Source organism: Vitreimonas flagellata (assembly GCF_004634425.1).
Lineage (GTDB): Bacteria > Pseudomonadota > Alphaproteobacteria > Caulobacterales > Aquidulcibacteraceae > Vitreimonas > Vitreimonas flagellata.
Map to the genome: position 1 here is coordinate 272,254 of NZ_SBJL01000002.1, position 23,053 is coordinate 295,306.

The window sequence follows — 23,053 nt, forward strand, 5'->3', positions numbered from 1 at the left end:
CCTAAGCCCTCAAAGCGGCAGCGTCACGCGCAACAGCGCGCCTCTCTCTGCGTCAAGGATCACAATCGCGCCGCCATGCGCACGCGCGATCGATTGCGCCGCCGCCAAGCCGAGGCCTGCGCCGCGCGTGCCTTCCTCGTTCAAGCGCACGAACGGCTCGAACACACTCTCGCGCTGCTCCGCCGGTATGCCGGGACCATCGTCCGCGACGTCAACCACGACTTGCGTCTCTTCGCGCGTGAGATTGATCCGCGCCCGCTCGCCGTACTTGAGCGCGTTCTCAACGAGGTTGCCGAAGAGCCGCTTCAGGCCCAGCGATTGGCCCGTGATGATGAGACGATCCTCGCCCGTGAACGTCACGTCGCGGCCCGCTTCGCAATGATCGCTGGCGATGCTCTCCAGCAGTGACGACAGATCAAGCCGCACGCGCGCCTCTTCGGCCGGATCGTCGCGCGCGAACGCAATGAAGCTCGCCACCAAAGCTTCAACTTCGCCAATCTCTTTGGCCATGCGTTCGCGCTGCTCCGGTAGCGCATGCTCGGCCGCCAAGCGCAATCGCATCAAGGGCGTGCGCATATCGTGCGCGACCGCGGCGAGCGTTTTGGTGCGATCCGCGATCAACGCGCGCAAGCGCGCCTGCATCGTATTGACCGCACGAGCAGCGCCGCGCAGCTCTTGCGGGCCCTCTTCTTTTACTGGCTCGCTTTGCGGATCGACGCCGACAGCTTGCACGGCCTCAGAGAAATTCCGGATCGGCCGCGTCAGCCGGCGCGTGAACAACATCGCCAACAGAGACAACACCAAGAGCGTACCGCCGATCACGCCAGCCGCGCGCAACACCCAGCCGATCTCGGCCCAGTTGCGGCCTTGCGTCATCACCAACCAGCGCCCGTCCGGCAATTCAGCGCCGACTTGGAAACCAGAGAGCAACACCACGCCTTCGGGCGCGGGCGCGAAAATCGGCGCCGGCGGCAAAGGCGGCGCCGGCGTCGTCGGCCAAGCACGCGTGTTTGCGCGCCCGCGCGGCGCGACCGGCGCTTCTGGCGCAACCGGCGGCGCAGGCGCTGCCGACACCTCGGGACCAACATTCGGCGGCGTGATGACAAGGACGTCGCGGATTTCGGGAATGTCCGGCACGTCTGGCGGGTTGATATGCACGACGTGATCGCCATGCTCGCCCATCGCGTCAGCGCGACGCTCGGCCAATTCCGCGCGACGCTCCGCGTCCGCCGCCAAACGCTCGGCCATGCGCTCCGCCGCCTCGGCACGGTGTTCGGCCAAACGCTCCGCCGCCGCGGCGCGCGCTTCAGCAGCGCGTTCGGCCGCTTCTTGCGCGCGCTCCACTGCGCGTTCGATCGCATCGGCGCGGCGTTCCGCTTCGCGCTCGGCCGCCTCGACACGTCGCTCGGCCTGCGCCGCTTCGTGCTCGTGCTGATAATCAGCGCTCTCCATCTCGGCGCGCACGCGCTCAGCTTCAGCAGCCGCAAGTTCCGCATCGCGCGTCAGCTCGTCCATATTTGCGACGCGAAACACGATCGATTCATTGCGTTCGACGTGTTGGGCGTAGAGCCGCACTTGTTCGGGGCGCAATTCGAGCGCGATCGCCAGTTGCGCGGTCGCCGGGCGCACATGCACGGAATGCGTTTCGCGCGGCGGCTCGTCGCGCACCACCCAGGTGACGCCGTCCTCGTTCATCGGACGGCCTGCGGCGAGCATGTAATCGTAGCCCGCCTCGAAGTGATCGGTGATCTTGTCGGCGCGCATCACGTCCGGCGGGCGCGGCGGCAGGAAGATAACGATCGCCAAAGTCGCCACGAACGCAGCCGCCAGCGCGAGCGCCACCAGTGCGCCGAGATACGCTGCAATAGGAAGGCCGCGGGCTTCGCGCATCAGGCGCTCGGCTTCACTGCAAAAAGATATCCCTCACCCCGTACGGTGCGGATAATTTCAGGCGCACCCGGTCGTTCGAGCTTGCGCCGCAGACGGCTCACTTGCACATCGACGGCGCGGTCGAACACATCGCCATCATTGTCGAACGCGAAATCCAGCAATTGCTCACGCGAGAGCACGCGCTGCGGCCGCTCCACGAACGCGCGCAACAAACGAAACTCGCCAGCCGACAAAGGGATCACAACATCATCGGGATCGATCAGCTCACGCCGCGCGATGTCCATACGAAAGCCGGCAAAGCGCACAGCGTCCGCGCTCGTGCGGTCGGCGTCGCGACCACGGCGCAGCACAGCGCGCGCCCGCGCCACGAGTTCGCGCGGATTACAGGGCTTTGGCAAATAATCGTCAGCGCCGATCTCGAGACCAACGATGCGGTCCGCATCATCGCCCAAAGCGGAAAGCATAATGATCGGCGGGCCGCCCTTGCCCGAAAGCCGCTTGCAGGCCGAGAGCCCATCTTCGCCCGGCATCATGAGATCGAGCACGATGAGATCGGCGCCCTTGGCCGCGAGCGCCTTCTCCATCGACGGCACGTCGCCGGCAGAATGCGCGCTAAAGCCCGCGCGCTGAAACACCTCGACCAGACCGGCGCGGATTTCCGGGTCGTCGTCGACGATCAGCACAGAGGGCGCTTGGACGGCTTCAGTCATGGCGAGCATTGTAATAGCGCCAAAACCCTTAAAACAGGCGCCGCCCCAGCAGCGACGCATGGCCGGGAGATAGCTCGCCCATGTTTCGCCAATGTTTCAGCACTGACGTACGCAGGAAACGCTAGGCCCTCATGGTGGCCCCATCGAAAGCGCCCGTTCGGGCATGAGAGGGGTTATTCACCATGAAATTGGCTCTGGCCTTGGGCGTGGCCGTGGCGGCTTTGACCGTCGCCGCGTACGCCGCCAATCCGGATCGCGGCCGCATCCATATCCGTCACGAGGTCAATGGCGCAGCGATTCAGTTCGACGCCAACAATGATGGCTGGCTGACGCGCGAAGAAGCCGCGGCCGCCGCCGACGCCACGTTCGCACGGCTCGACAGCAACAATGACGGCCGTCTCGATGACTCGGATCGCCGCGATCGCATCCATATCCGCGAGCATGGCGTAGAAATGCGCATCGATGATCTCGATGGCGACGTCACAGTGATTGAAAACGGCGTCCGCACCACCCGGCCTCTCACGGCCGAAGAGCGCGAGCGCATCGAAAACGCGATGGAACGTGCGGAAGAAGCGCGCGAACGCGCTGAAGCGATGGCCGAACGCGCCGAAGCCCAAGCCGAACGGGCCGCGGAACAAGCCGAACGCGCCGCTGAGCGCGCGGCTGAACGCGCCGAGCGTGACGCCGAACGCCACGCCCGCATCATCGAGCGCCACGTCGCCCGCGCCGGCGATCACCATGAGCGCCACGTCGTGATCATTCGCGGCGACGGCGACGAGGCTGAGCTGCTCGACGGCGATTTCGTCGTCCCCGTTCCGCCGATGCCGCCCATGCCTGCGATGCCGGCGATCGCGCCGCTGCCGCCGATGCCGCCGCTCTTCATGATGGCGGCGCTGCACAACAGCGAGGCCGACACCAATGGCGACGGCGCGCTCAGCCGCGAGGAATTCCGCGCCCAGCAGCTGCGCTTCTTCGCCGCCAGCGACGCCAATGGCGACGGCCGCGTCCAGTTCGAGGCCTCCGAACCCCCAGAAGCTCCGGAGCCCCCGGAAGCCCCTGAGCCGCCGGCGCCGCCGCATCGGCGCTAGGGCCCCCTGGCCGGGGCGCTCTCAGCCGGCGTCCCGGCCACTTTTTTGGAGCGTGACCAAGGTCACGATATTGCACTTGGCAAACCCACTACTATAAGTAGGTCAAGCCGAGTGTGATTCAGACCAAGGGTCACACCGATGGAATCCCCGACTGAAGCGGATGAATTTCCGCGCCAACGCTTCCAGCCGGGCAGGCTGTGGAGCGTTCTGGCCATGCTGAAGCACTACGCACGCGACTTCCTCGTGATTGGCGAGAAGCTGCAAGAGATCGATTGGGAGCTTGCCCTTGATGACACGGCAATCTTCGCGGTCGTTGTCCCGGAGGGCGAAGACCCCCCAGAGCCACCGCCGCGCAAGGTTTCCGCGCGTGTTAGTTCTGCGCTGACGGAAATAGCTGAAGCGTGTCGCAAGTTAGAAATGACCGTGAGCGCCAAACTGATTTGCGACTCCATAGTAGCGAACCAGCCCACGACTGGCGGTGAATATCAGTTGCTCAAGCGCGCGCTGTATGCGGAGTTAGACTCGAAACTATTGTTTTATTGCCCTGCCGATCGGGTTGGCTTCTTTGACAGCGACGACATTCTCAGCGCTGATGCACGGCAAGCATTTAGCACGGCATATGCGGAGTTGCGCGAGGCTGGTTCTTGCTTTGCACTAGGGCGTTTCACGGGCGCCGTTCTTCACTGCATGAGGGCCGCCGAGATAGGCGTGAAAACCATGACCCGCGCTTTGGGTCACAACCCGCCGAACCTCGATCAAGAGGATTGGCACCCGCTCATTTTGAAATGCGAAAAGGTGATCGATACCGTTCGGGCTATGCCCAAGGGGGCGGACAAAGAAGAGTTTCTGAAATTCTACTCTCAAGCCGCAGCGCAGTTTCGCCACTTCAAGGATGGATGGCGCGTACAAGCCGCCCACACGCGCGCGCCATTCTCTGAGGGCGAGGCACGCGCGATTTTGACGGCTACTGTTTCGTTTTTTGAGACGCTGGCGTCTCGGCTTTCTGAGAACTCGACGGAGACCGAGGCGATACTATCCCGCCCATAGCGCGCTCAAACGCGTCACCGTCCACGCCAGCTTCTTTCGCCGCCTCTATGAAGCGTTCTTTCTGAGGCTTCTCGCCTTTGGCTGGGGGTTTCTTGGCGGCCATGATGGTCAAGCCTCCCCTGAGTCGTCTGGTAAAATTTCGTGCAAGTGCGTGACGCGATAGAAGCGCGGCTTGTCGTTGCGGTCCACTTCGACGTTTACGTCAACGCGGTAGGAAGCCTTGAACGGGTTGAACTTGGCGTCATCCCAAAGCGACTTGATCCGTTCGCGGTCGATCTCTGAGGCGAAATAGACAGGTAAGTCGCGGTCGCTGATTGCCTTGATGATTGCGCGATCCCCAGTCCGACCCGAGTCTTTGGGGTCATCCACGTTCGTCTGATGGAAATACATCAACACCTGTTTGTGGTCGGAATCGCCCGCATATTCCAAGGCAGACAGCGTGATGAGCGCGCCACGACGAGCTTCAAGCGCTTCGTCTGCAGAAAACTTGAAGCTCGCTACGATTGTGCGGTCTTCAGAGTGATCCAGGTGTTCTGCTGCGGTAAGGCTTAGATTGCCCTCGCGCGACTCCGCGACGACCTTCAAGAAATCCGCATAAGCCTCACATTGCGCCTTGGAAATTCCTAGCTTGGTATGGTCAACCTTTCCGCTCGCGCCGACCGCCCGAAAAGCCGTGATCTGCGCTTCCACAAGCGTCACGAAATCGCGGAATATGATCGTGTAATCCATCGCTGACACGATGGCGCCGAGTATCTGTGATGCACCCGCAAGCTCCGCAATGATTGAACCGGAGCGCACCTTCGTAATGTAGAGCTTAATTTCGCCGTCGCGAATTTTGCCGCCGCGTTGGCGCACAACATTGACGAGGTGACGGCGATACTCGCGCGCAAGCCCGCGAAAGGCTTGCGTCAAGTCGGTAAGTTCGATCGGCCCCTTTACATCAAAGTAAAGCTCCAATCTTTCCGGCCCGAGTGCGTCAACCGCGTCCACGAAAACTCCTTGCGCGAAAGGGTAACATGGTTCGCACTCAGGAGCACTACTAGAACTAGCGTGCGAGTCGTCGAACGCGACGCAACATCGCGGACCGCGCTTGGATGCGCGCTAGATCGCCGCGCGCAAAGCGCAGCCACCTGGCGAACTGATCGCGCCAATCAGGCGGGGCGATCAGTTGTTTGATACGTGAGGCGCTTACCGACCACCTGAGTAATCAGCTTTTCGGCGCGGGCCTTGTCATCCATGCCGAGCGCTACGCGGGTGTTGTGGCGATAGTCGAACTCAGCGAGATATCGGTGAAGGTGTTTCTCGCTGCAATGCTGATAAACGCCCTTCATGCCGCGCTTGAAAACGCTGAAATAGCTCTCGCAGCTATTGTTGTGGACCGCGCCGTTTTCTTCAAAGCGCACGTATTCGCCCATTGAGTGCTCAACAGTGGCGTGCTCGGCAAACTCACGGCCAACGAACTTATAGAGGCTCGATGCGTCGGTATGGACGCGGGATTCCGGATCAACATTCTCACGCACGATCTTGGCGACGGTCGCAGTGTTGGCTTCCGCAACGTGGAAGGTGCGGGCCGAACCGCCGCGCTCAATGAGAGCGACGATGGCGCGTTTGTTCGCCGGGCCGGAGCGCTTCTTGCCGCCACGCTTGGAGAATTCCTTGCCGTCCTTACGCAGCGCGGCCGGGTTGGCGACTTTGCCGTGATACGTCTCGTCAATCTCAACCACGCGGCCCGCGCCGCCCATCGGCGGCATCCGGCCGGCCGGCGCCATCGCCAAGCGGATACGGTGGCTCATGTGCCACGCGGTTTTGAGTTGGACGCCAAGCACGCGCGAAAGCTGGTTTGAGCTGATGCCTTTCTTCGACGCGGCCATGAGCGCGATGGCTTGCAGCCACAGATGCAGCGGCGCGTGGCTGTCTTCAAAGATCGTTCCAATGCGGAGCGTGAATTGCGAGCGGCAGGCGCGGCACTTCTTCAAGCCCAGACGCTCGCGGCCCTTCTTATCCTTGACGCCATTCAGCGCGTAGCCTTCGCCGCCGCATTTTGGGCAGACCGGGCCTTGCGGCCAAAGCTTCTCTTCAAGGTAGGCGAACGCGGCGGCTTCATCGTGAAAGTGAGCGGCGGCGAGAACGGACTTTGACATGGCCTCAATCTAGGGATTGGGCGTGGGTTTGTCAAATACAATATTGTGACCAAGGTCACAGCCACCTCTGCATCCAAAGCCTAGCTTGGGTGCATCAAGAGATCAGACACCGGCGCACACACGCCAGAACGAAATTCGGAGCCTCACATGACCAAGTTTTTCAGCCTCATCGCCGCCGCCGCCCTCTTCGCCCCGGTCGCGTTCGCCACGGCTGCCCAAGCTGCTTTGATCGTCGCCTGATCCCCCAAACCCGCCTGCGACGGTCATACGGAAGGCGCGGACCCCCAAGGTCCGCGCCTTAAATTTTGCCCTTCGGACCGCCGGCTTCCAGCCGGCATTTTTGTTTCAGCGCGACGCACCGCCTCGCATTTTCGCATACGAGTCCTGCGCTCAAGTTTTTTGCTTAATGCGCATCCAACCAAACAAGCAGCGGCATCTCTTGATCATCGAACAACGAAACGCTTTGAGAGAGACCGAAATGACCAAGATCGCCAGCTTCGCCGCCGCTTTTGTTTTGTTTGCACCGATCGCTGTTGCGGTCCTGATGCAAGCGGCGCAGATCGTGATGTGATCCTCCCGCACATGACGAACACGCGAAGACGCGGACCCGCAAAGGTCCGCGTTTTTGCTTTATTGGCGCAAGTTTTCGCGCGCATTTCTGTTTGAAAAATTCTCGCGCGACCGCATCCGAAAACCTCCATAGCGGCATCTCTTAATCAACAAGACAAGAACGCTTACGGAGAAACCGAGATGACCAAAATGATCAGCTTCGCCGCCGCCTTCACCATCTGCGCGCTGGCCGCCGCCGCCGCCCTGATGCAAGCCGCGCAAATGTTCGCCTGAATATTTTGAGAGCGCCCGCATCCAAAAGCGATCGCCGCGGCATCTCAAGATCAGAAGTTCAAAACCAATTCAGAGAGACACGACAATGACGAAACTTTACAGCCTCACCGCCGCGTTCGCGCTCTTCGCCCCGCTCGCGGTCGCCGCCCTCGTACAAGCCGCTCAGATCCTCGCATAACCCCCACCTGCCCAACCTGCTATGCGAAGATCATTCAGGCGCGGACTCCCCAGAGTCCGCGCCTTTGCTTTTGGAGCGCTTAGAAGTGCGAGTGATCTTCCGCGCTGATCCAATCAGAGTATGAGACCCAAATGCCCACAACGTGCGCCCGCCTATCCAGGCCCTCGGGGTCCTCAGCTAAGAGAGCTATCGCCGCAACCTCGCGCTCGATCTCATCTGGATCAGAGGCATTGACGCGCACACGCTGAACTTTGCATGGCCCATTCGCCGCCGCCCAACTTAGCTCAACAACCCACCGTCCATGTATTTGAGAATGAGCTAGGCAGCCTTCGCGAACAATAAGCGACCCGTGACCACCGTCACATCGCCAAGCCCACCGGCATACTACCTTCATCACATCGAAACACGGCGACGCCGCCGCGAACGTGAAAAGGGAGCCGACCAATGACCAAGTTTTTCAGCATCGCCGCCGCTCTCGCGCTGTTCGCGCCGGCAGCTCTCGCCACTCTGAACCAAGCAGCTTTGATCGTCGCGTAACGCCCGCCCCTGCCCCAAACCAGCGACGATCGAAACCAGGCGCGGACTTCCCACCAGGGGGTCCGCGCCTATTGTTTTAGCCGCGATCTCTGATCCGCACGCGCACCTGCGCGCGCTCGCCATCCGCATCGACGACAGTCACATCGTAGAAGCCGGGTGCTGCGGGGCGCCAGATCGCGCGGCCGCTTGTCGGTTCGCTCTCCACGCGCGCGCCTTCGGCGTACCAGGTGAGCGGCCCGCGCCCGCCGCGCGCCGAGAGCGAAAGCCCGCGCGCATCGGCGCCGTAATCCAGTACGAGAACTTCCGCGTTCGCTGGCGGAAACAGGATCGACAGCGCCTCGCGCTCGCCATTCTCAAACCGCGTCAAAGCCGGCGCCACGTTCTCATGCTCGCGCTGACGCGGCGCAGGCTCGGCCGGCAAGCCCAACAGATCAAACGCTTCGAACAAAATCGGCAAGGCTTCCGAACGCCCGGTCGCGCCCGGTCGCGGCGCACCGTCCGGCCGGCCGACCCACACGCCAATCGCGTAGCCATTCGAAACGCCAAGCGCCCACGCATCGCGGAAGCCGTAAGATGTACCCGTCTTGAACGCGACTTGCGGCGCGCCTTGCGCCACTTGCGCGGGGATGCGCCCGGCCGGATGCGGCGACGTCGCTAGAATATCCAACACGCGCTCCGCCGTTTCCGGGCGCACGAAGCGGCGCGTGAATGCGAATTCACCGACCTCGTCCGTCACCAAAGGCCGCGCCCGGCCTTCATCGCCAAGCGCCGCATAGAGCTGCACCAAGTCTTCCAGCGTCATGCCGACGCCGCCGAGCGCCAGCGCCAAGCCAGGTTCGGAAACTGCGCGGCGCGGCAAGCGCACATGCGCGCCCGCGCGTGTCAACGACGCATGAAACCGTCCCGCGCCGATCCGCTCCAGCGTGGCGACTGCCGGCAGATTGAGCGAATGACGCAGCGCGTCTTCGAGCGAGACATCGCCGTGGAAGCGTCGATCGAAATTCTCCGGCAGATAGCCGCCGAAGCGCCGCGGCGCATCGCGCACCAAAGTCTCGGGCGCGGCGATGCCTTCATCGAACGCGATCGCATAGAGAAACGGCTTCAGCGCCGATCCGGGCGAACGGATCGCGCGCGTCATATCAATGTAGCCGCCCGCCCGCTCGCGCCCCGCGCCGCCAATGCGCGCCCGCACCGCGCGGCTATCTAGCTCCACCGCCAGCATCGCGATCTGCGTATCGCGCTCCAAGCCGACCACCCGCCGCCGCGCGAGAGATTCCAGATCACGTTGCAAAGTCGCGTTCAGCGACGAACGGATCACGCCCTCGCCGCGATTGGCCGCCACCAACGCCTCCGCCGCATGCGGCGCGGAATACGGGAACGGCGCGCGCGGCGGGATCGCGGTTTCGCGGCCTTCCTGCGCGCGGCGTTCATTGATCGCGCCAATGCTGACAAACATGCCGAGCACACGATCCCGCGCCGCGCGCGCCGCGACAGGGTGGCGATCGGGCCGCCGCGCTTCCGGCGCTTGCGGCAGCGCGACCAGCAGCGCCATCTCCGCATCGTCGAGCCATTGCGGATCGCGCTGGAAATAGGCCCGGCTCGCCGCGCGCACGCCTTCGAGATTGCCGCCATAGGGCGCCATGGTCAGATACGCGGCGAGGATTTCGCGCTTCGACAAGCGCCGCTCGATCTGCAGCGCGCGAATGATCTCGATCAGCTTCGACGGGATCGTGCGCGGGCGCGGCTCCAACAAGCGCGCAAGCTGCATCGTGATGGTCGAGCCGCCTTGCGTGACGCGACCAGCGCGCACGTAAGAGACGCTCGCGCGCGTCAGCGCGATCGGATCGAAACCGGGGTGAAGCCAGAAGCGCTCGTCCTCGATCGCGATCAGGCGGCGTTGGAATTCCGGATCGATCTCATCGAGCCGCGCTTCGAGGCGCCACGTGCCTTGGCGCGTCGTAAACGCCATCAGCCATTCGCCATTGTGATCCAGCACAACGGGCGACACATCCCGCACCCGCTCCAACGGCGGCGGAAAAATCTGGTCGAGCGCAAACAGCGTGACCATGCACGCGAGCAACACGCCCGCCCATCGCTTGCCGCTCTGCGTGAGCGGTAGCGGCGCGCGGGGGCCACGGCGCACCCTCGCCCTCCCTGGTTCGGAGGGCGAGTTCATCAGCCGCCTCGCGGCGCGATGCGGATCGTGCTGGTGCTGGTGCGCGCCATCACGCCGGGGCGATACATGTCTTCGACTTGCGCCGCGGGCAGCGTGTAACGGCCCGGCGACACTGCGCGCGCGATGTAGGCGTAGCGGAATTGCTCGCGCAAATTCGCCGACGCCACGTAGCGATCATCCCGCGCTTCCGAGACTTGCGTATAGGTGATCTCGCCGACCCACGAGAACGGCCCGGTGCGACGCGAGCCATCATAGTTTGTGGCGCCCAGACCATCCGACGGATTGAGCACGGTTTCGATCTCCAGACCCGCGGGCAGAAGATCGACCAGCACAGTCGGATAGTTACGCGCGCCTTCCGGCTGGCCGCTGATCACCACGACGACCCGATCGCCTTGGCGGATCGTGTCGAGATTGGCGATCGTTCCGTCCAGATTGAACACGCGCTTGTCCAGCGTGTAGCCCGCCTGCATCGCGGGCGGCGCCTCAAGCGGCACGCCTGTCAGCGAGAGCGTGCGCCACACCGGCCCACGCGCCGCGTTCGCGAACACGAGACCCGTCGCGAGGCGACGTGCGTCCGCCATGACACGGCGTTCCGCGAGCGCTTGGCCGTTGAGCGTGACGTTCACCGGCCCAGCGCGTTCGAGCAACGCATTCGCCGCCAGCAGCAATTGCACTTGCTCTTGCGTCATCAAGCGGCCCGCTTCAGGCGCGTCGCGTTCGAGGCGTTGGCGCAAGCGATTGACCAATTCGGTCTCGCCCGCTTCCGCCGCCAACGCGAGCACGCCCGCGAGATCGCGCAGCGGCGTTTGGTACCAATCGCCGACATTGCGATAGCCGAGCGCCTGCTCCGCCATACGGAACGCGTTGCGTGAGCGTGAGCGATCTCCCATGTGCGCCAACGCCGCCGCGATATGCGCCCGCGCCAAAGGCGAAGGCTCATTGCGCAATCTATTGTCGTGGAAATAGCGGAGCTGGCCGATGTCAGCCTCACCCGCTTTCGCCAAGACGTAGAGCGCATAGGCAGCCGCACGCGAACGCAACAGCTCGGTCGTGTCGTTAGAGCCCGGCCAGCGATAGACTTCGAACTGGTAATTCACCGAGCCGAAGTCGTTCAGCCGCGCGATGCGACGCAGCGCGCCATAAGCTTGGCTCATCGGCTGACGCGGGATCGCGTAACCAGCGCGTTGCGCACGCGACAGGAAGTCGGTGACGTACACGCCGATCCACGGATTGGCGTAACCGTCGCCCGAACTCCAGAGGCCGAACGAGCCATCCGGCGCCTGACGATCGAGCAATTGCGTCGCCGCGTCCTGCACACGACGGCGAATGCGCGGATCGACATCGCGCCCCGCCTCCGCCGCCAGCACGTTGTAATAAAGCAGCGGCATGGCGATGGAGGTGAGCTGCTCCGAGCAACCGTACGGATAGCGATAAAGCTCATCCAACAAAGGCGCGGGATCGATGCCCGCGAGATTGCTGTACGAGATCAACGCCTGCGCACTGGCCTGGAAGCCCGCCAACGCGTTCGCCGGCGCACGCCATGAGGCCCCCGCAGCTTGCGGCTCGGTCGTCGTGATCGTGATCGGCAGATAGGGCGCGCGCGATTGGATATCGTAGGTACGCTCCACCGGCACAAAGCCGGACGGTCCTTCAAGACGCAGCGAGATGCGACCGACACCGAGTGGCCCGCCCGTCATCGGGATCAACGCCGTTTGCCGTTGGCCGCGGTTCAGCGTGAAGCGGCGTGGTTGCGACGCGATACGCGCCGTATCCGTGCCGCTCACCGTCACCGTGTAAGCGCCGTTCGGGCCTTCCACGTTGTCGATGTTCAGCGTGCCTTGCGCTTCGTCACCCGGCGCGAGGAAGCGCGGCAGGATGAGTTCGGCGACAACCGGATCGCGGACAATGATCTGCTCGGCGTCTTGGCCGAGCGCATTCTCACTCCACGCCACCGCCATCAGCCGCAGCGTGCCGTTGAAGTCCGGAATATCGAGCGGGATCATCGCCCGCCCGCCCCGCACCTCAACGATGTCAGAGAAGAGCGCCACGGTGCGCGTCGGCACCACGGTGAGCCCTTCGCCGCCGAGCGAGTCACCGCCTTGGCGTGCGGTCGCGGGCGCGCCGAGGTTCGGATTGAGCAAGCGGCCATAATCGTCGCGGATTTCCACGCCCAGCGCGCGGCGGCCGAAGAAATGCTCGACGGGGTTCGGGCTCTCATACTTGGTGATGTTGAGAATGCCCTCATCCACCATCGCGATCGCCACGCGCACGCGTTCGCCGGCAGCCGCATTGCGGATCTGCACCGGCACTTCGATACGCGTGCGTGGACGCACGTTCTGCAAGCCGTCGCCGGCAATCACCTCAAGCGTGCGATTGCCCATATCGACGGGCACGTAGGCAACACCGATGGCGCGGCGCGGCACTGGCAGATTCACGGGATCGCGCGGCGTCATCACGGTCACGAGCACGTAAGCGCCTGAACCCCATTCGGCGCTCACGGGCAGATCTATCGTCGTACCCTCGGGGCTGACGCGCACCGTGCGTGTTTCCAGCACACGATCCGTCGCCACCACGATTTGCGCTTCGCCCGCATAAGGCGGACGAATCTGCACACGCGCACGCGCGCCCGGTCGCGTCGGATTTTCCGGCGCGACGACGCTGACCATGTCCGGCGTCGAGTCGTCGTCCGCAGGCCCGCCCCAACCAACGCCGAAGCGTTGCGAGGTTTCCGTGCCAGCGGCACGCACGATCAGGCGATACGAGCCATTGCGCAGACCGTCGCGCGCGATGCGCAACGGCTGGTTGGCGGCGACATCGACGGTCGCGCCATCAACGGGAATGTCGCGGCCGGTCCGACGCCAACGCCAATTGCCGTTGTCGAGGTACCAATCGTAATTCCAATCCTCGCGCACGATTTGCCACTGCACGCCGCGCACCGCCGCGCGGCGGCCATCAGCGTTGAGGCCGATCACGTCGAACGCCACGCGCTCGCCCGCGCCTGCGCGCCGGTTCTCGAATTGCGGACGGACGCCGAGATAAATGTTGTTGAGCCGCACCGGCACGGTGAAGCTTTCACGCACCAAGCGCCCACCCGGATCGGCGACGCTGGCGATCATGCGCGCACGCAGCGGCAGCGTCGTTTCCGGTTCTTCCTGCAATTGCAGCGACAATTGCGCAGCGCCCGAACCGTCGGTCACCGTGGACGGCAATTGGAAGAAGCGCTCGTCGAAACTCTCGTCGGCGCGACCGAACGTGTAATCGGCGAAGTCCGGGAACGGCGTCGGATCGACTATGAGCCGGCCTTCGCCCTCGACGGCGAGGCCAGAGCCTGGCGCGCCATAGAGGAAATCGGCCTGCACATTGATCGGACGCGATTGGCCGGCGCGCAGCACGGCTTCGCTCGCTTCGATACGCACGCGCAGACGTTCCGGCACGAAATCTTCAACCGACCAACTCACAGAGCCGGCAACGGCGTCTTGACCATCCACGATCAGTTCAGCGCGCCACACGCCACGCGGCGACGAACGATCGAGCTGAATGTTCTTGGCGATCGCGCCCGCATCGACGGCTTCCGTGATGCGGATGCGCCGCGCTTCCGTGCCGTTCGGGCGATAGACGACGAGCGTCGATTGCCGGTTGGCAATGGCGCGACCGACTTGGTCGCGAATGAGACCGATCAAGCGCACGCGCTCGCCGGGGCGATAGATGCCGCGTTCCGTATAGAGATAGGCATCGACATCGCCGGGCGCGTAGCGACCGTCCACGCCGCGATCGGAGAGATCAAGGCCGGCGCGTTGCAGATCGAGCGCCGCGAAATCGCCTTCGGCGCCATACGCCATAACGTAGCGCGCACGCGACGGACCTTCGCCATTCACCAGCGCCTCGGCAAAGCGGACGTGGCCGTCATTGTCAGTGCGGGTGCGGGCGAGTTCTTCGTTGTTCTCCGCAATGAGAGTCAGCGTGACGTTCTGCATCGGTCGCGCCGTGCGCAGCGAGCGCACGACGACGTCAAGCCCGGTTGCGCCCGAGAAGCTCTGCAACGCCATGTCGGTGTAGAGAATCCAGCGATAGGACGAGGCGACGGAATCATTGTCGTTATCGCCGCGCTGGCCAGCACTTGGCGAGGCGTCGCGCACCTTCACGACGTAAGCGCCAGGGCGCAATTCGCGCACCGCCGCGCCAAGCGCGAACACGGTCGTCACCGGGCTATTTCGGCGCGCGGTATCGACGTCGATTTCGCCTTCATACACTTGCACGCCAACACTTTCGCCGGCGTTGTTGAAGCTCCAATAATCCCAGCCGCCCTCTTCGTTCTGACCGCTTTGATCAACCGAATATTGCGAGAGAATGCGATCCGGCACGCGCAGCACTTCAACCGCGATGCGCGAGACGTTGACGGTTTCGATCGCGATGCCATCGGCTTCCGAGCGCGGCAGGATCATGCCGTTGCCGGCAAAGCCGACATAAGCGGGGCGATCGCCGAAGGTGAGCGTGAAGGTTTCGTCGAATTCCGTGCGCTCGTTGGAGGCGGACGGCAGACCTTGGCGCACCGTGACTTGGCGCTCCGGCTCAAACGGCAGGCCGCCAAGGCAGAGCAGATTGCCCGACACGTCCGTTTGGAACGGGATCGCCGGGTCCATGACGATGTAATCGGCATAATTGATCGAAGGATCAGTCGCGAGCGGTTGGGAGAATTCCAAGCACGCGCGCGGCTCGGCTTCGTTCATTTCCGTGCGCAGGCGCAGGAAGGCCATGCCTTCGACTTGCGGCAGGCCTGCGCGCGGCGCGTTGGCGTTGCGCGCATCGCCGCCGGCGCCGATCGAGCCGAGCTGTGCGAATTCAAACGCGGGCGCGCCAGTCGAGACGCGGCCCAACACCGCCCCGCCCCAAAGACCGACAAGCAGCGCCACCGATGTGGACAAAACCACGTTGCGGTTCGTCACCACCCAATCGCGCGCGGGCGCCGCCCAAGACCAATTCAGTTTGCGCGGATCCAAACGCTCCGCGAGCGTCTTCCAATCGAAGGCCATGTTCGCGCGTCTCCCGTCCCGCCTGGGCGTAGCGTGATGCTTGCCCCAGGCGCGCGCACGCCACAAGCACCATTAAATTTCGGCAAAGTTCTGTCCGAGCTTCGGGATTGCTGTGGGCGCTGCAACATGCTTTCAAAGGAAGAACTCAAAAATGACGCTGGCGGCGCCTTTGCCGCCAAGCGCGGGAGGATGAAATGAGCGAAGCCGCGAAGCCGGCCTACCCAGCCATGTCGATTGAACAGGCGCACGCGCTGCTCGGCCAGCCAGGCACGATGTTCGAGATCACGCAGGGCGAGGTCCGCGGCATCTCGATGAAGCTCTATAAGAACGCGCCGCCGACACTGCGCGAGATCTATGCCGTAGCGGCACTCTATGGCGGCCGCGATCACGTCGTGTTCGAAAACGAGCGCGCGAGCGTCAACGGCGTGCGCAACGCCGCCGCCAAGTTCGCGCATGAATTGATCGCCGACGGCGTAAAGCCCGGCGACCGCGTCGCCATCATCATGCGCAATCTGCCGGAATGGCCGGTGGCGTTTTGGGGCGCCGTGCTCGCCGGCGCAATCGTCACGCCGCTGAACGCCTGGTGGACAGGCGCCGAGCTCGAATACGGGCTGAAGGATTCGGGCGCGTCGCTCGCTGTCGTGGATGCCGAGCGCTACGAGCGCATTCGCGAGCACATCGACAATTGCCCGAACCTGCGCAAGCTCTACGTCTCGCGGTCGCGCGAAGAGATCGCCGACCCGCGCGTCGCGACCGTCGAAGGCGTGATCGGCGGCACAAACGAGTGGAATGCACTACCACCGATCGAGCCGCCAAACGTGCCGGCCGCAGCCGATGATGATGTTGCGATCTTTTATACGTCAGGCACGACCGGTAACCCGAAAGGCGCGGTGATTTCCCACCGCAACATCATTTCCAACATGCTGAACTCGGCCGCCGGCCAAGCGCGCGCGTTCTTGCGCCGTGGCGAAGCGCCGCCGCAGCCCGATCCAAGCGCGCCGCAAAAATCGTTCCTGATCTCGGTGCCGTTCTTCCACGCCACCGGCTGTTTCGCGATCATGATCCCGTCGCTGATGTCGGGAAATAAGATCGTCATGCAGCGCCGTTGGGACACGGACCAGGCGCTGCCGCTGATGGAAAAAGAGCGCATCACGCATTTCGGCGGTGTGCCGACGATCGCCTGGCAAGTGCTCGAACATCCGAAGGTCGATGAGTACGATCTTTCTTCGGTCGAAGGCGTCTCTTACGGCGGCGCGCCTGCCGCGCCTGAATTGGTGAAGCGCATCAAAGCGCGCTTTCCCTCCGCCACGCCCGGCCAAGGCTGGGGCATGACCGAAACCTCGGCCACCGCCACCACCAACGCCGGCGAAGATTACGAGCGCAAACCCGCAAGCTGCGGCGTGCCGGCGCCATCGGGCGAAGCCAAGATCGTGGACGACAAAGGCGCCGAGCTGCCGCGCGGCGAGGTTGGCGAACTTTGGTACAAAGGCCCGATTGTCGTGCGCGGCTATTGGCAAAACGATAAAGCCACGGCCGAGACGTTCGTGGACGGCTGGGTGAAAACCGGCGACCTCGCCAAGATGGACGACGAAGGCTTCATCTATATCGTCGACCGCGCCAAGGACATGCTGATCCGCGGCGGCGAGAACATCTATTGCGTCGAAGTCGAGAACGCCCTCTACGACCACCCGGCCGTGATGGACGCAGCTGTGATCGGCAAATCGCATCCTACACTGGGCGAAGAGCCGCTCGCCGTCGTGCATCTGAAACCCGAGATGAAAGCCACGAGCGACGAGCTCCGCCATCACGTCGCGCAAAAGCTCGCGGCGTTCAAAGTGCCGGTCGAAGTGATCTTCTGGCCCGAGACGCTGCCGCGCAACGCCAACGGCAAGATCGTCAAGAAAGACCTGAAGAAGCAACTGGAACAGCCGCAATTCTAGAAGAGAAATGCCGGAAGTGCGCCGCGTACGATCATGGCTTCGCTTCTGATCGTGCGCGACACTGCGCGAAATCCTGGGAGTTCTAAGAATGCTCGTGCTCGTTGAACGCCGCGGCGGCGTCGCCATCGTCACCCTCAATCGTCCCGAGGCGATGAACGCGCTCTCCGCTGCGCTCCGCGTCGAATTGGCGAACGCGTTCGTGGAGCTCAACGCCGACGACGCGATCCGCGCCATCGTACTGACGGGCGCGGGGCAAAAAGCGTTCACCGCCGGGCTCGACCTCAAAGAACTTGGCGCCGGCGCAAGCATCGTGGCCTCCGCCAATCCGACGAGCGCGGAGAAAGACCCGGTGCGAGCGCTCGCGCTCTGCCGCAAGCCGATCATCGGCGCCATCAACGGCGTCGCCATCACCGGCGGCTTCGAATTGGCGCTGGGCTGCGACGTGATCTACGCCTCCACCAACGCGCGCTTCGCCGACACGCACACGCGCGTCGGCATCATGCCGGGTTGGGGCTTGTCGCAAAAACTCTCACGCGTCGTCGGCATCTTCCGCGCCAAGGAACTTTCGCTCTCCGGCAATTTCCTCGACGCGGAAACCGCGTGCGCCTGGGGCCTCGTCAATCGCGTATTCGCGCCGGACGACTTGCTGCCGGCCGCGATCAAGCTTGCCGAGGACATGGCCAGCGCACCGCCGCACATGGTGCAAGCGTATAAGCGCCTCATCGACGAAGGCTTCGCGATGAATTTCGGCGATGGCCTTGCGCACGAGACCGCGACCTCCACCCCACTCAACGCCGCCGTCTCCTCCGCCGCCGTCGAACAAGCCCGCGCCGGCGTCATGGCGCGCGGCCGGGATCAACAATAGGCTTGCATTCAGGTGTCAGCGCGCAAATCTAAAGTCAAAACCAGGAGCGCGCGCCATGACCAAGATCGTTTATGAGATCATCCCGCACGATGGCGGTTGGGCGTTTAAGCTGGGCGACACGATCTCCGAGACGTTCAAGGATCACGACACCGCGTATAACGCGGCCAAGCGTGTCGCGCGCGAGCAGATGATCTCTGGGCAGACGGTCGGCATCTCGTGGGAAGACGAGCGCGGCCGCTGGCACGATGAAATTTCGCGAGGCGATGATCGGCCCGAAGTCGAAGTGCGGGACTAGCCCCAGAAGCGCATCAAAGATGCGCTTCGATGAACCACAAATCCTTATCCATCTGACGTGACACGCCGGTGAACAGGTCGGCGGTGTCCTTGTCGCCAGCTTCGTCCGACGCATCGATCGCGGCGCGGACATTCTTGCCGAACGCGGCGATACGATCGGCGACCGCTTTCAGATGCTCTTTCTCGTCGGTGAGGTTCACCGGGTACGGCGTGAGCGTCGAGCTTTTCACCGCGACTTGCGCCGTGCCTTCCGCGACGCCCGCGAGCGTCACCGCGCGTTCGGCGATGTCGTCCACAAACGTATCGACGCGGGCTTGGATCTGATCGAACAGCTCGTGCAGCGCGATGAAGTTCGGACCCTTCACGTTCCAATGCGCCTGCTTGATCGACAGCCGCAGATCGATCGCGTCGGCCAAGCGCGCATTCAAGAGCGCGATCATCGCCTTGCGGGTGTTGTCGGGAAGGTCGTTACGGGTAGCGCCCATCTTCATGGTCCTTGAAAGTGATCTAGCCCTTATGTGGTTCCCATTTTCGCTGGGGCAACACAATCACCCATAGATATGAGGCAAATCCGACATTGAGCGCCTCTATGCTCAAAGCGCTTTCAGCCAATCGACCAGAATGCGCGTGGTTTCGGCAGGCGTTTCCTGCTGGGTCCAGTGGCCGCAATTCTCGACCAGGTGCACGCCTTGCAGATTGGGCATCATCTCATTCATGCGCTCGGTCATGGCCGCGATGTCGCCATCGCCGAACATTTTGAGCACCATGTCCTGCGCGCCCGCCACGAATAGCGAGGGCTGATGGATGCGCCGATCCTCGACGCCGCCCATCATCGCCCAATCGCGCTCAAAATTGCGATAGCGATTGATCGGTCCGCGGAAGCCGGACTTCTCGAACTCGTTCACGTAATAATCAATGTCGGCATCGCTGAGCCAAGCCGGGAATTGCTTTGGATCGTCCAAACCTTTGAGCATCGGCTCGTCGGCCGGCTTGTGCAGATTGCCCCAGCGCCCGTCCGAATTCGCGGATGAGGCAAAATAGAGCCGCCGCAATGCGCCGCGCACATCGGCCTCGAACTCCGCTTCCGCCACGCCCTCGTTTTGGAAATAGGCCATGTAGAAGAACTTGCCCTGGTCCGTGTACATCATCTTGAAGATCTGATTGAGCGGCGCTGGCGGCCGATCGAAATACGGCACGGAGAGTCCCGCCACCGCGCGCACTTTGCTCGGATGCAGCACGGCGGTGTGCCACACAATCGGCGCGCCCCAATCATGGCCCATGAGCACGGCGGGCTTGCCGGGCGAGAGCGCATCGATGACGCCCGCGACATCGGCCGTCATTTCCTTCATCGCGTACGCTTCGACGGCCTGCGGCTTATCCGAGCCGCCATAGCCGCGTACATCGATCGCGCACGCGGTGAAGCCTGCGTCGGCGATCGGCTTCATCTGATGGCGCCACGAATACCAGCTCTCGGGAAAGCCGTGCACCATGACCACGAGCGGGCCGCTGCCCTCGATCGCGGCGCGCACCTTGATGCCGTTTGTCTCGATCATGCGAAATTCGGGCATGTCTCTCTCCCTTTGTTTCGCGCGAGACTAGCAGCAAAAGCGCCGTCGCGAACTGGCGACGTAGCGTCAGGCCTCCTCGGCTTCGCCGATAATGTCTTCCGCCTCTTCGTTGATCGCCTCGCCTCCTTTACGCGGGCGCGTGAACGGCGTCGGTTTGGGCGTCTGCATGTTGCCGCGCATGAGGCCTCGGCCCGCCTCGATGCCGCCGGCGAGCTGCATTTCAAAGCGCTCCGCGTCGCGATCACGGACGTCCTCGATGGTCTCGGCAATGTCGATGTCGGAAAAGCCCAGCTCGCGCAGCACGGCGGCGCTGAACGTGAGCGAGGATTCGAAGAGCTCGCGGATTTGATAATCGACGCCAGCCTGCACCAAACGCATCGAATGGCCGCGATCGAAGGCGCGGGCGAAAACTTTAACGTGCGGGAATTCGGACTTGACCAACGCCACGATGCGGTCGGTGACCTCAGGTTTCTCAACGCAGATCAGGATCGCTTCCGCATTTGCAGCGCCCGAAGCATGCAAAACGTCGAGTCGCGTGCCGTCGCCGTAATAGATCTTGAAGCCGAAGGTCGCCGCGACCTGGATCATCTCCACATCGGTTTCGATCAGCGACATTTCCACGCCGCGCGCAAGCAAGCCCTGGCTGGCCACCTGGGCGAAGCGGCCGAAGCCGATGAAGAGCACACGACCGTGCAAATCCTTGGCGTCTTCCACGCCGTCGCGGTTTTCGACCGGCTCAGGCAGATATCGACGCACCACCAGCACCACGAGCGGCGTCAACGCCATCGAGATGATCACGATCGCCGTCATCACGGCGGCGATTTCCGCGCTCATCACACCGCCAGCGAGTGCTGCCGAATAGAGCACGAACGCAAACTCACCACCCTGCGCGAACAGCGCCGCACGCGTGGTGGCCTCGCGTTGATCCGCCCCGAAGATGCGTGCGATGCCGTAAATCCCCAGCGCCTTCACCATCATGAACGCGAGCACACCCGCGCCGATCAGCTGCCACTGATCCAGCACGACCGTCACATTGAGCGACATGCCCACACTGATGAAGAAGAGCGCGAGCAGAATGCCGCGGAACGGTTCGACGTCGGCTTCGAGCTGATGCCGGAACACCGAATCCGAGAGCAGCACACCCGCCAAGAATGCGCCCATCGCCATCGACAAGCCGCCGACATCCATCAACAGCGCCGTGCCGAGAACCACCAGCAACGCCGCCGCCGTCATCACCTCGCGCGCGCCGGAGCGAGCGAGTATGCCGAAGAACGGGTTGAGCACAAAGCGCCCGGCCAGGAACACGACCGCGATCGCACCCAAGCCCAACAGCACGCTCTGCCAGAGCGGCGGTGCGTCTTCCGGCACGCCCACCGTCAGACCCGCGATCACCGCGACGAGCGCCAAGAGCGGCACGATCATCAGATCTTCGAAAAGCAAAATCGAAATATTGCGCTGGCCGGCAGCACTCGACGTCTCGCCCGCGTCGTCCATCATTTTCATGATCACGGCCGTGGATGAGAGCACGAAGCCTGCGGCGCCAATAAGCGCCGCCGCCCAGCCTTGCGCCGGGGGGATGCCGACCCACGACAAGAGCGCAATGCCTACAAACGTCAGCAACACGATGCACGCGATCACCTGCGCAGCGCCCAGGCCGAAGATTTCCTTGCGCAGCGCCCAGAGCTTCGCCGGGCGCATCTCCAAGCCGATGATGAACAAGAACATGACCACGCCGAATTCGGCGACGTGCAATATGTTCTCCGGATCGCGGAAAAGCCCCAAGCCGAACGGCCCGATCACCAAGCCGGCGGCGAGGTAGCCCAGCACCGAGCCCAAGCCCAAGCGGCGAAACAGCGGCGCTGCAACCACGGCGGTTGCTAACAGCGCCACCGCATGTTCGAGCCCCAAACCACCTGCCGCCTCAGCCGCCATGCCGCTTCCTTGCCTCGTTGTAAGCCGAACCCGGCATAACATGGGTTTGCGTAGCGGCCACCCCAAGCGCATTAGACACGACGCGAATCTCTCTATGGTTCCAGGTCTTCCCCGTTCGGAGCGCGCGATGATCGAGAATACGAAGCTGACGGCGCTTGTCGCCTCGCGCATCTGCCATGACATGGTCGAGCCGATGAGCGCGATCATCCAGGGCCTTGAGATGATCAAGGACGGCGACGGGAAAACTGACCCGGATGCGCTTTCATTGCTCGACAATGGCGTGGGCAAGGCGTGGGCGAAGCTTGAGTTTTTCCGTTTCGCGATGGCCGGCGCCACGGCCGAGGGCGACAGCGAGATTGAAGAAGGCCGTGCGGTTGCGATCAAATTGTATTCGGTGCTGAAGCCCGAATTGTTGTGGAATGTGCCGACGGTGGCGATGCCGCGCCCGGCTGTGCGGGTGATCGTCAATTTGTTGCTCATCGCCAACGAATGTTTGCCGCGCGGCGGCACGGTAGAAGTTGCGGCGGCGAAACATGGCGAGGGCGGCGAAGTGATCGTCACCGCAAAAGGTCCGCGCGCGAAATTGCGCGAAGCCACCGCACTTGCCCTGCGCGGCGACGAAGGCGAGCTTTCGGGCCACACCATCCAGCCGACGCTGACCAGTCTGCTCGCCCGCCAAGGCGGCGTTGAGCTCTCGACCCGCGAGGCGGAAGAACAAGTCCAGCTGATCGCCCGCTCGCCGGCCTTCAAACTCTGAGCGCGTAAACACTCGTTAACCGCATCTTGCGCACTGTCGGACACAATCCGACGGAGC

Annotated in this window: 15 protein-coding genes; 6 read left to right on the forward strand and 9 right to left on the reverse strand. The window is 63.2% G+C overall.

Annotated elements, in window-relative coordinates; all coding sequences use genetic code 11:
- Positions 1–9: 9 nt before the first annotated feature.
- Positions 10–1,890, reverse strand: a complete 1,881-nt coding sequence (locus tag EPJ54_RS09365; RefSeq protein ID WP_135211453.1) for an ATP-binding protein — start codon at positions 1,888–1,890, stop codon at positions 10–12.
- Positions 1,890–2,600 (reverse strand): response regulator, encoded by a 711-nt coding sequence (locus EPJ54_RS09370; RefSeq protein WP_135211454.1) that lies wholly within the window; start codon positions 2,598–2,600, stop codon positions 1,890–1,892. Before EPJ54_RS09370 ends, EPJ54_RS09365 begins: the two co-directional genes overlap by 1 nt.
- Before the next feature lie 182 nt (positions 2,601–2,782).
- Between EPJ54_RS09370 and EPJ54_RS09375 the strand changes: the two genes are divergently transcribed.
- Both EPJ54_RS09375 and EPJ54_RS09380 read left to right on the forward strand, forming a co-directional pair.
- Positions 2,783–3,688, forward strand: a complete 906-nt coding sequence (locus tag EPJ54_RS09375; protein ID WP_135211455.1) for a hypothetical protein — start codon at positions 2,783–2,785, stop codon at positions 3,686–3,688.
- 138 nt (positions 3,689–3,826) lie between these two features.
- The gene (locus EPJ54_RS09380; protein ID WP_135211456.1) at positions 3,827–4,735 is read left to right on the forward strand and encodes a hypothetical protein; all 909 of its coding nucleotides are present in this window, start codon (positions 3,827–3,829) and stop codon (positions 4,733–4,735) included.
- A 108-nt stretch (positions 4,736–4,843) separates the two neighbouring features.
- On the opposite strand, the gene EPJ54_RS09385 is transcribed toward EPJ54_RS09380, so the two are convergent.
- The 4 genes from EPJ54_RS09385 to EPJ54_RS09400 form a co-directional block, all read right to left on the reverse strand.
- Positions 4,844–5,725, reverse strand: coding sequence for a hypothetical protein (locus EPJ54_RS09385; protein ID WP_135211457.1), 882 nt, complete (start codon positions 5,723–5,725; stop codon positions 4,844–4,846).
- 161 nt (positions 5,726–5,886) lie between these two features.
- Complete coding sequence (locus EPJ54_RS09390; RefSeq protein WP_135211458.1) at positions 5,887–6,876, reverse strand: IS1595 family transposase; 990 nt, start codon at positions 6,874–6,876, stop codon at positions 5,887–5,889.
- Positions 6,877–8,510: 1,634 nt separating this feature from the next.
- Complete coding sequence (pbpC, locus tag EPJ54_RS09395) at positions 8,511–10,577, reverse strand: penicillin-binding protein 1C (protein ID WP_239590843.1); 2,067 nt, start codon at positions 10,575–10,577, stop codon at positions 8,511–8,513.
- A 32-nt stretch (positions 10,578–10,609) separates the two neighbouring features.
- The gene (locus tag EPJ54_RS09400) at positions 10,610–15,640 is read right to left on the reverse strand and encodes an alpha-2-macroglobulin family protein (protein WP_135211460.1); all 5,031 of its coding nucleotides are present in this window, start codon (positions 15,638–15,640) and stop codon (positions 10,610–10,612) included.
- Between the two features lie 194 nt (positions 15,641–15,834).
- Between EPJ54_RS09400 and EPJ54_RS09405 the strand changes: the two genes are divergently transcribed.
- The 3 genes from EPJ54_RS09405 to EPJ54_RS09415 all read left to right on the forward strand — a co-directional run bounded on the left by EPJ54_RS09405 (position 15,835) and on the right by EPJ54_RS09415 (position 18,740).
- A complete protein-coding gene (locus tag EPJ54_RS09405) occupies positions 15,835–17,580 on the forward strand; it encodes a class I adenylate-forming enzyme family protein (protein WP_135211461.1) in 1,746 nt (581 codons plus the stop codon).
- 88 nt (positions 17,581–17,668) lie between these two features.
- Positions 17,669–18,445 (forward strand): enoyl-CoA hydratase, encoded by a 777-nt coding sequence (locus EPJ54_RS09410; RefSeq protein ID WP_135211462.1) that lies wholly within the window; start codon positions 17,669–17,671, stop codon positions 18,443–18,445.
- Positions 18,446–18,500: 55 nt separating this feature from the next.
- The gene (locus tag EPJ54_RS09415; protein ID WP_135211463.1) at positions 18,501–18,740 is read left to right on the forward strand and encodes a DUF2188 domain-containing protein; all 240 of its coding nucleotides are present in this window, start codon (positions 18,501–18,503) and stop codon (positions 18,738–18,740) included.
- A gap of 13 nt (positions 18,741–18,753) precedes the next feature.
- Here the strand turns inward: EPJ54_RS09415 and dps are convergent, their stop codons facing one another.
- The 3 genes from dps to EPJ54_RS09430 form a co-directional block, all read right to left on the reverse strand.
- Positions 18,754–19,224 (reverse strand): DNA starvation/stationary phase protection protein Dps, encoded by a 471-nt coding sequence (gene dps, locus EPJ54_RS09420; RefSeq protein WP_135211464.1) that lies wholly within the window; start codon positions 19,222–19,224, stop codon positions 18,754–18,756.
- 108 nt (positions 19,225–19,332) lie between these two features.
- Complete coding sequence (locus tag EPJ54_RS09425) at positions 19,333–20,307, reverse strand: alpha/beta fold hydrolase (RefSeq protein WP_135211465.1); 975 nt, start codon at positions 20,305–20,307, stop codon at positions 19,333–19,335.
- Between the two features lie 66 nt (positions 20,308–20,373).
- Positions 20,374–22,239 carry a monovalent cation:proton antiporter-2 (CPA2) family protein gene (locus EPJ54_RS09430; protein ID WP_135211466.1) on the reverse strand — a complete coding sequence of 622 codons (1,866 nt, stop codon included), beginning with the start codon at positions 22,237–22,239 and terminating at the stop codon, positions 20,374–20,376.
- Positions 22,240–22,366: 127 nt separating this feature from the next.
- Here EPJ54_RS09430 and EPJ54_RS09435 point away from each other — a divergent pair, with 127 nt between their 5' ends.
- Complete coding sequence (locus EPJ54_RS09435; protein WP_167755662.1) at positions 22,367–22,996, forward strand: histidine phosphotransferase family protein; 630 nt, start codon at positions 22,367–22,369, stop codon at positions 22,994–22,996.
- The last annotated feature ends 57 nt before the right edge of the window (positions 22,997–23,053 follow it).

What these genes read in the sequence shown, in the direction of transcription:
- EPJ54_RS09365 (WP_135211453.1), bottom strand. Translation starts at nt 1,890, where the DNA reads ATGCGCGAAGCCCGCGGCCTTCCTATTGCAGCGTATCTCGGCGCACTG.
- EPJ54_RS09375 (WP_135211455.1), top strand. Translation starts at nt 2,783, where the DNA reads ATGAAATTGGCTCTGGCCTTGGGCGTGGCCGTGGCGGCTTTGACCGTC.
- EPJ54_RS09425 (WP_135211465.1), bottom strand. Translation starts at nt 20,307, where the DNA reads ATGCCCGAATTTCGCATGATCGAGACAAACGGCATCAAGGTGCGCGCC.
- EPJ54_RS09370 (WP_135211454.1), bottom strand. Translation starts at nt 2,600, where the DNA reads ATGACTGAAGCCGTCCAAGCGCCCTCTGTGCTGATCGTCGACGACGAC.
- EPJ54_RS09415 (WP_135211463.1), top strand. Translation starts at nt 18,501, where the DNA reads ATGACCAAGATCGTTTATGAGATCATCCCGCACGATGGCGGTTGGGCG.
- EPJ54_RS09435 (WP_167755662.1), top strand. Translation starts at nt 22,367, where the DNA reads ATGATCGAGAATACGAAGCTGACGGCGCTTGTCGCCTCGCGCATCTGC.
- dps (WP_135211464.1), bottom strand. Translation starts at nt 19,224, where the DNA reads ATGGGCGCTACCCGTAACGACCTTCCCGACAACACCCGCAAGGCGATG.
- EPJ54_RS09380 (WP_135211456.1), top strand. Translation starts at nt 3,827, where the DNA reads ATGGAATCCCCGACTGAAGCGGATGAATTTCCGCGCCAACGCTTCCAG.
- EPJ54_RS09430 (WP_135211466.1), bottom strand. Translation starts at nt 22,239, where the DNA reads ATGGCGGCTGAGGCGGCAGGTGGTTTGGGGCTCGAACATGCGGTGGCG.
- EPJ54_RS09400 (WP_135211460.1), bottom strand. Translation starts at nt 15,640, where the DNA reads ATGGCCTTCGATTGGAAGACGCTCGCGGAGCGTTTGGATCCGCGCAAA.
- EPJ54_RS09410 (WP_135211462.1), top strand. Translation starts at nt 17,669, where the DNA reads ATGCTCGTGCTCGTTGAACGCCGCGGCGGCGTCGCCATCGTCACCCTC.
- EPJ54_RS09390 (WP_135211458.1), bottom strand. Translation starts at nt 6,876, where the DNA reads ATGTCAAAGTCCGTTCTCGCCGCCGCTCACTTTCACGATGAAGCCGCC.
- EPJ54_RS09405 (WP_135211461.1), top strand. Translation starts at nt 15,835, where the DNA reads ATGAGCGAAGCCGCGAAGCCGGCCTACCCAGCCATGTCGATTGAACAG.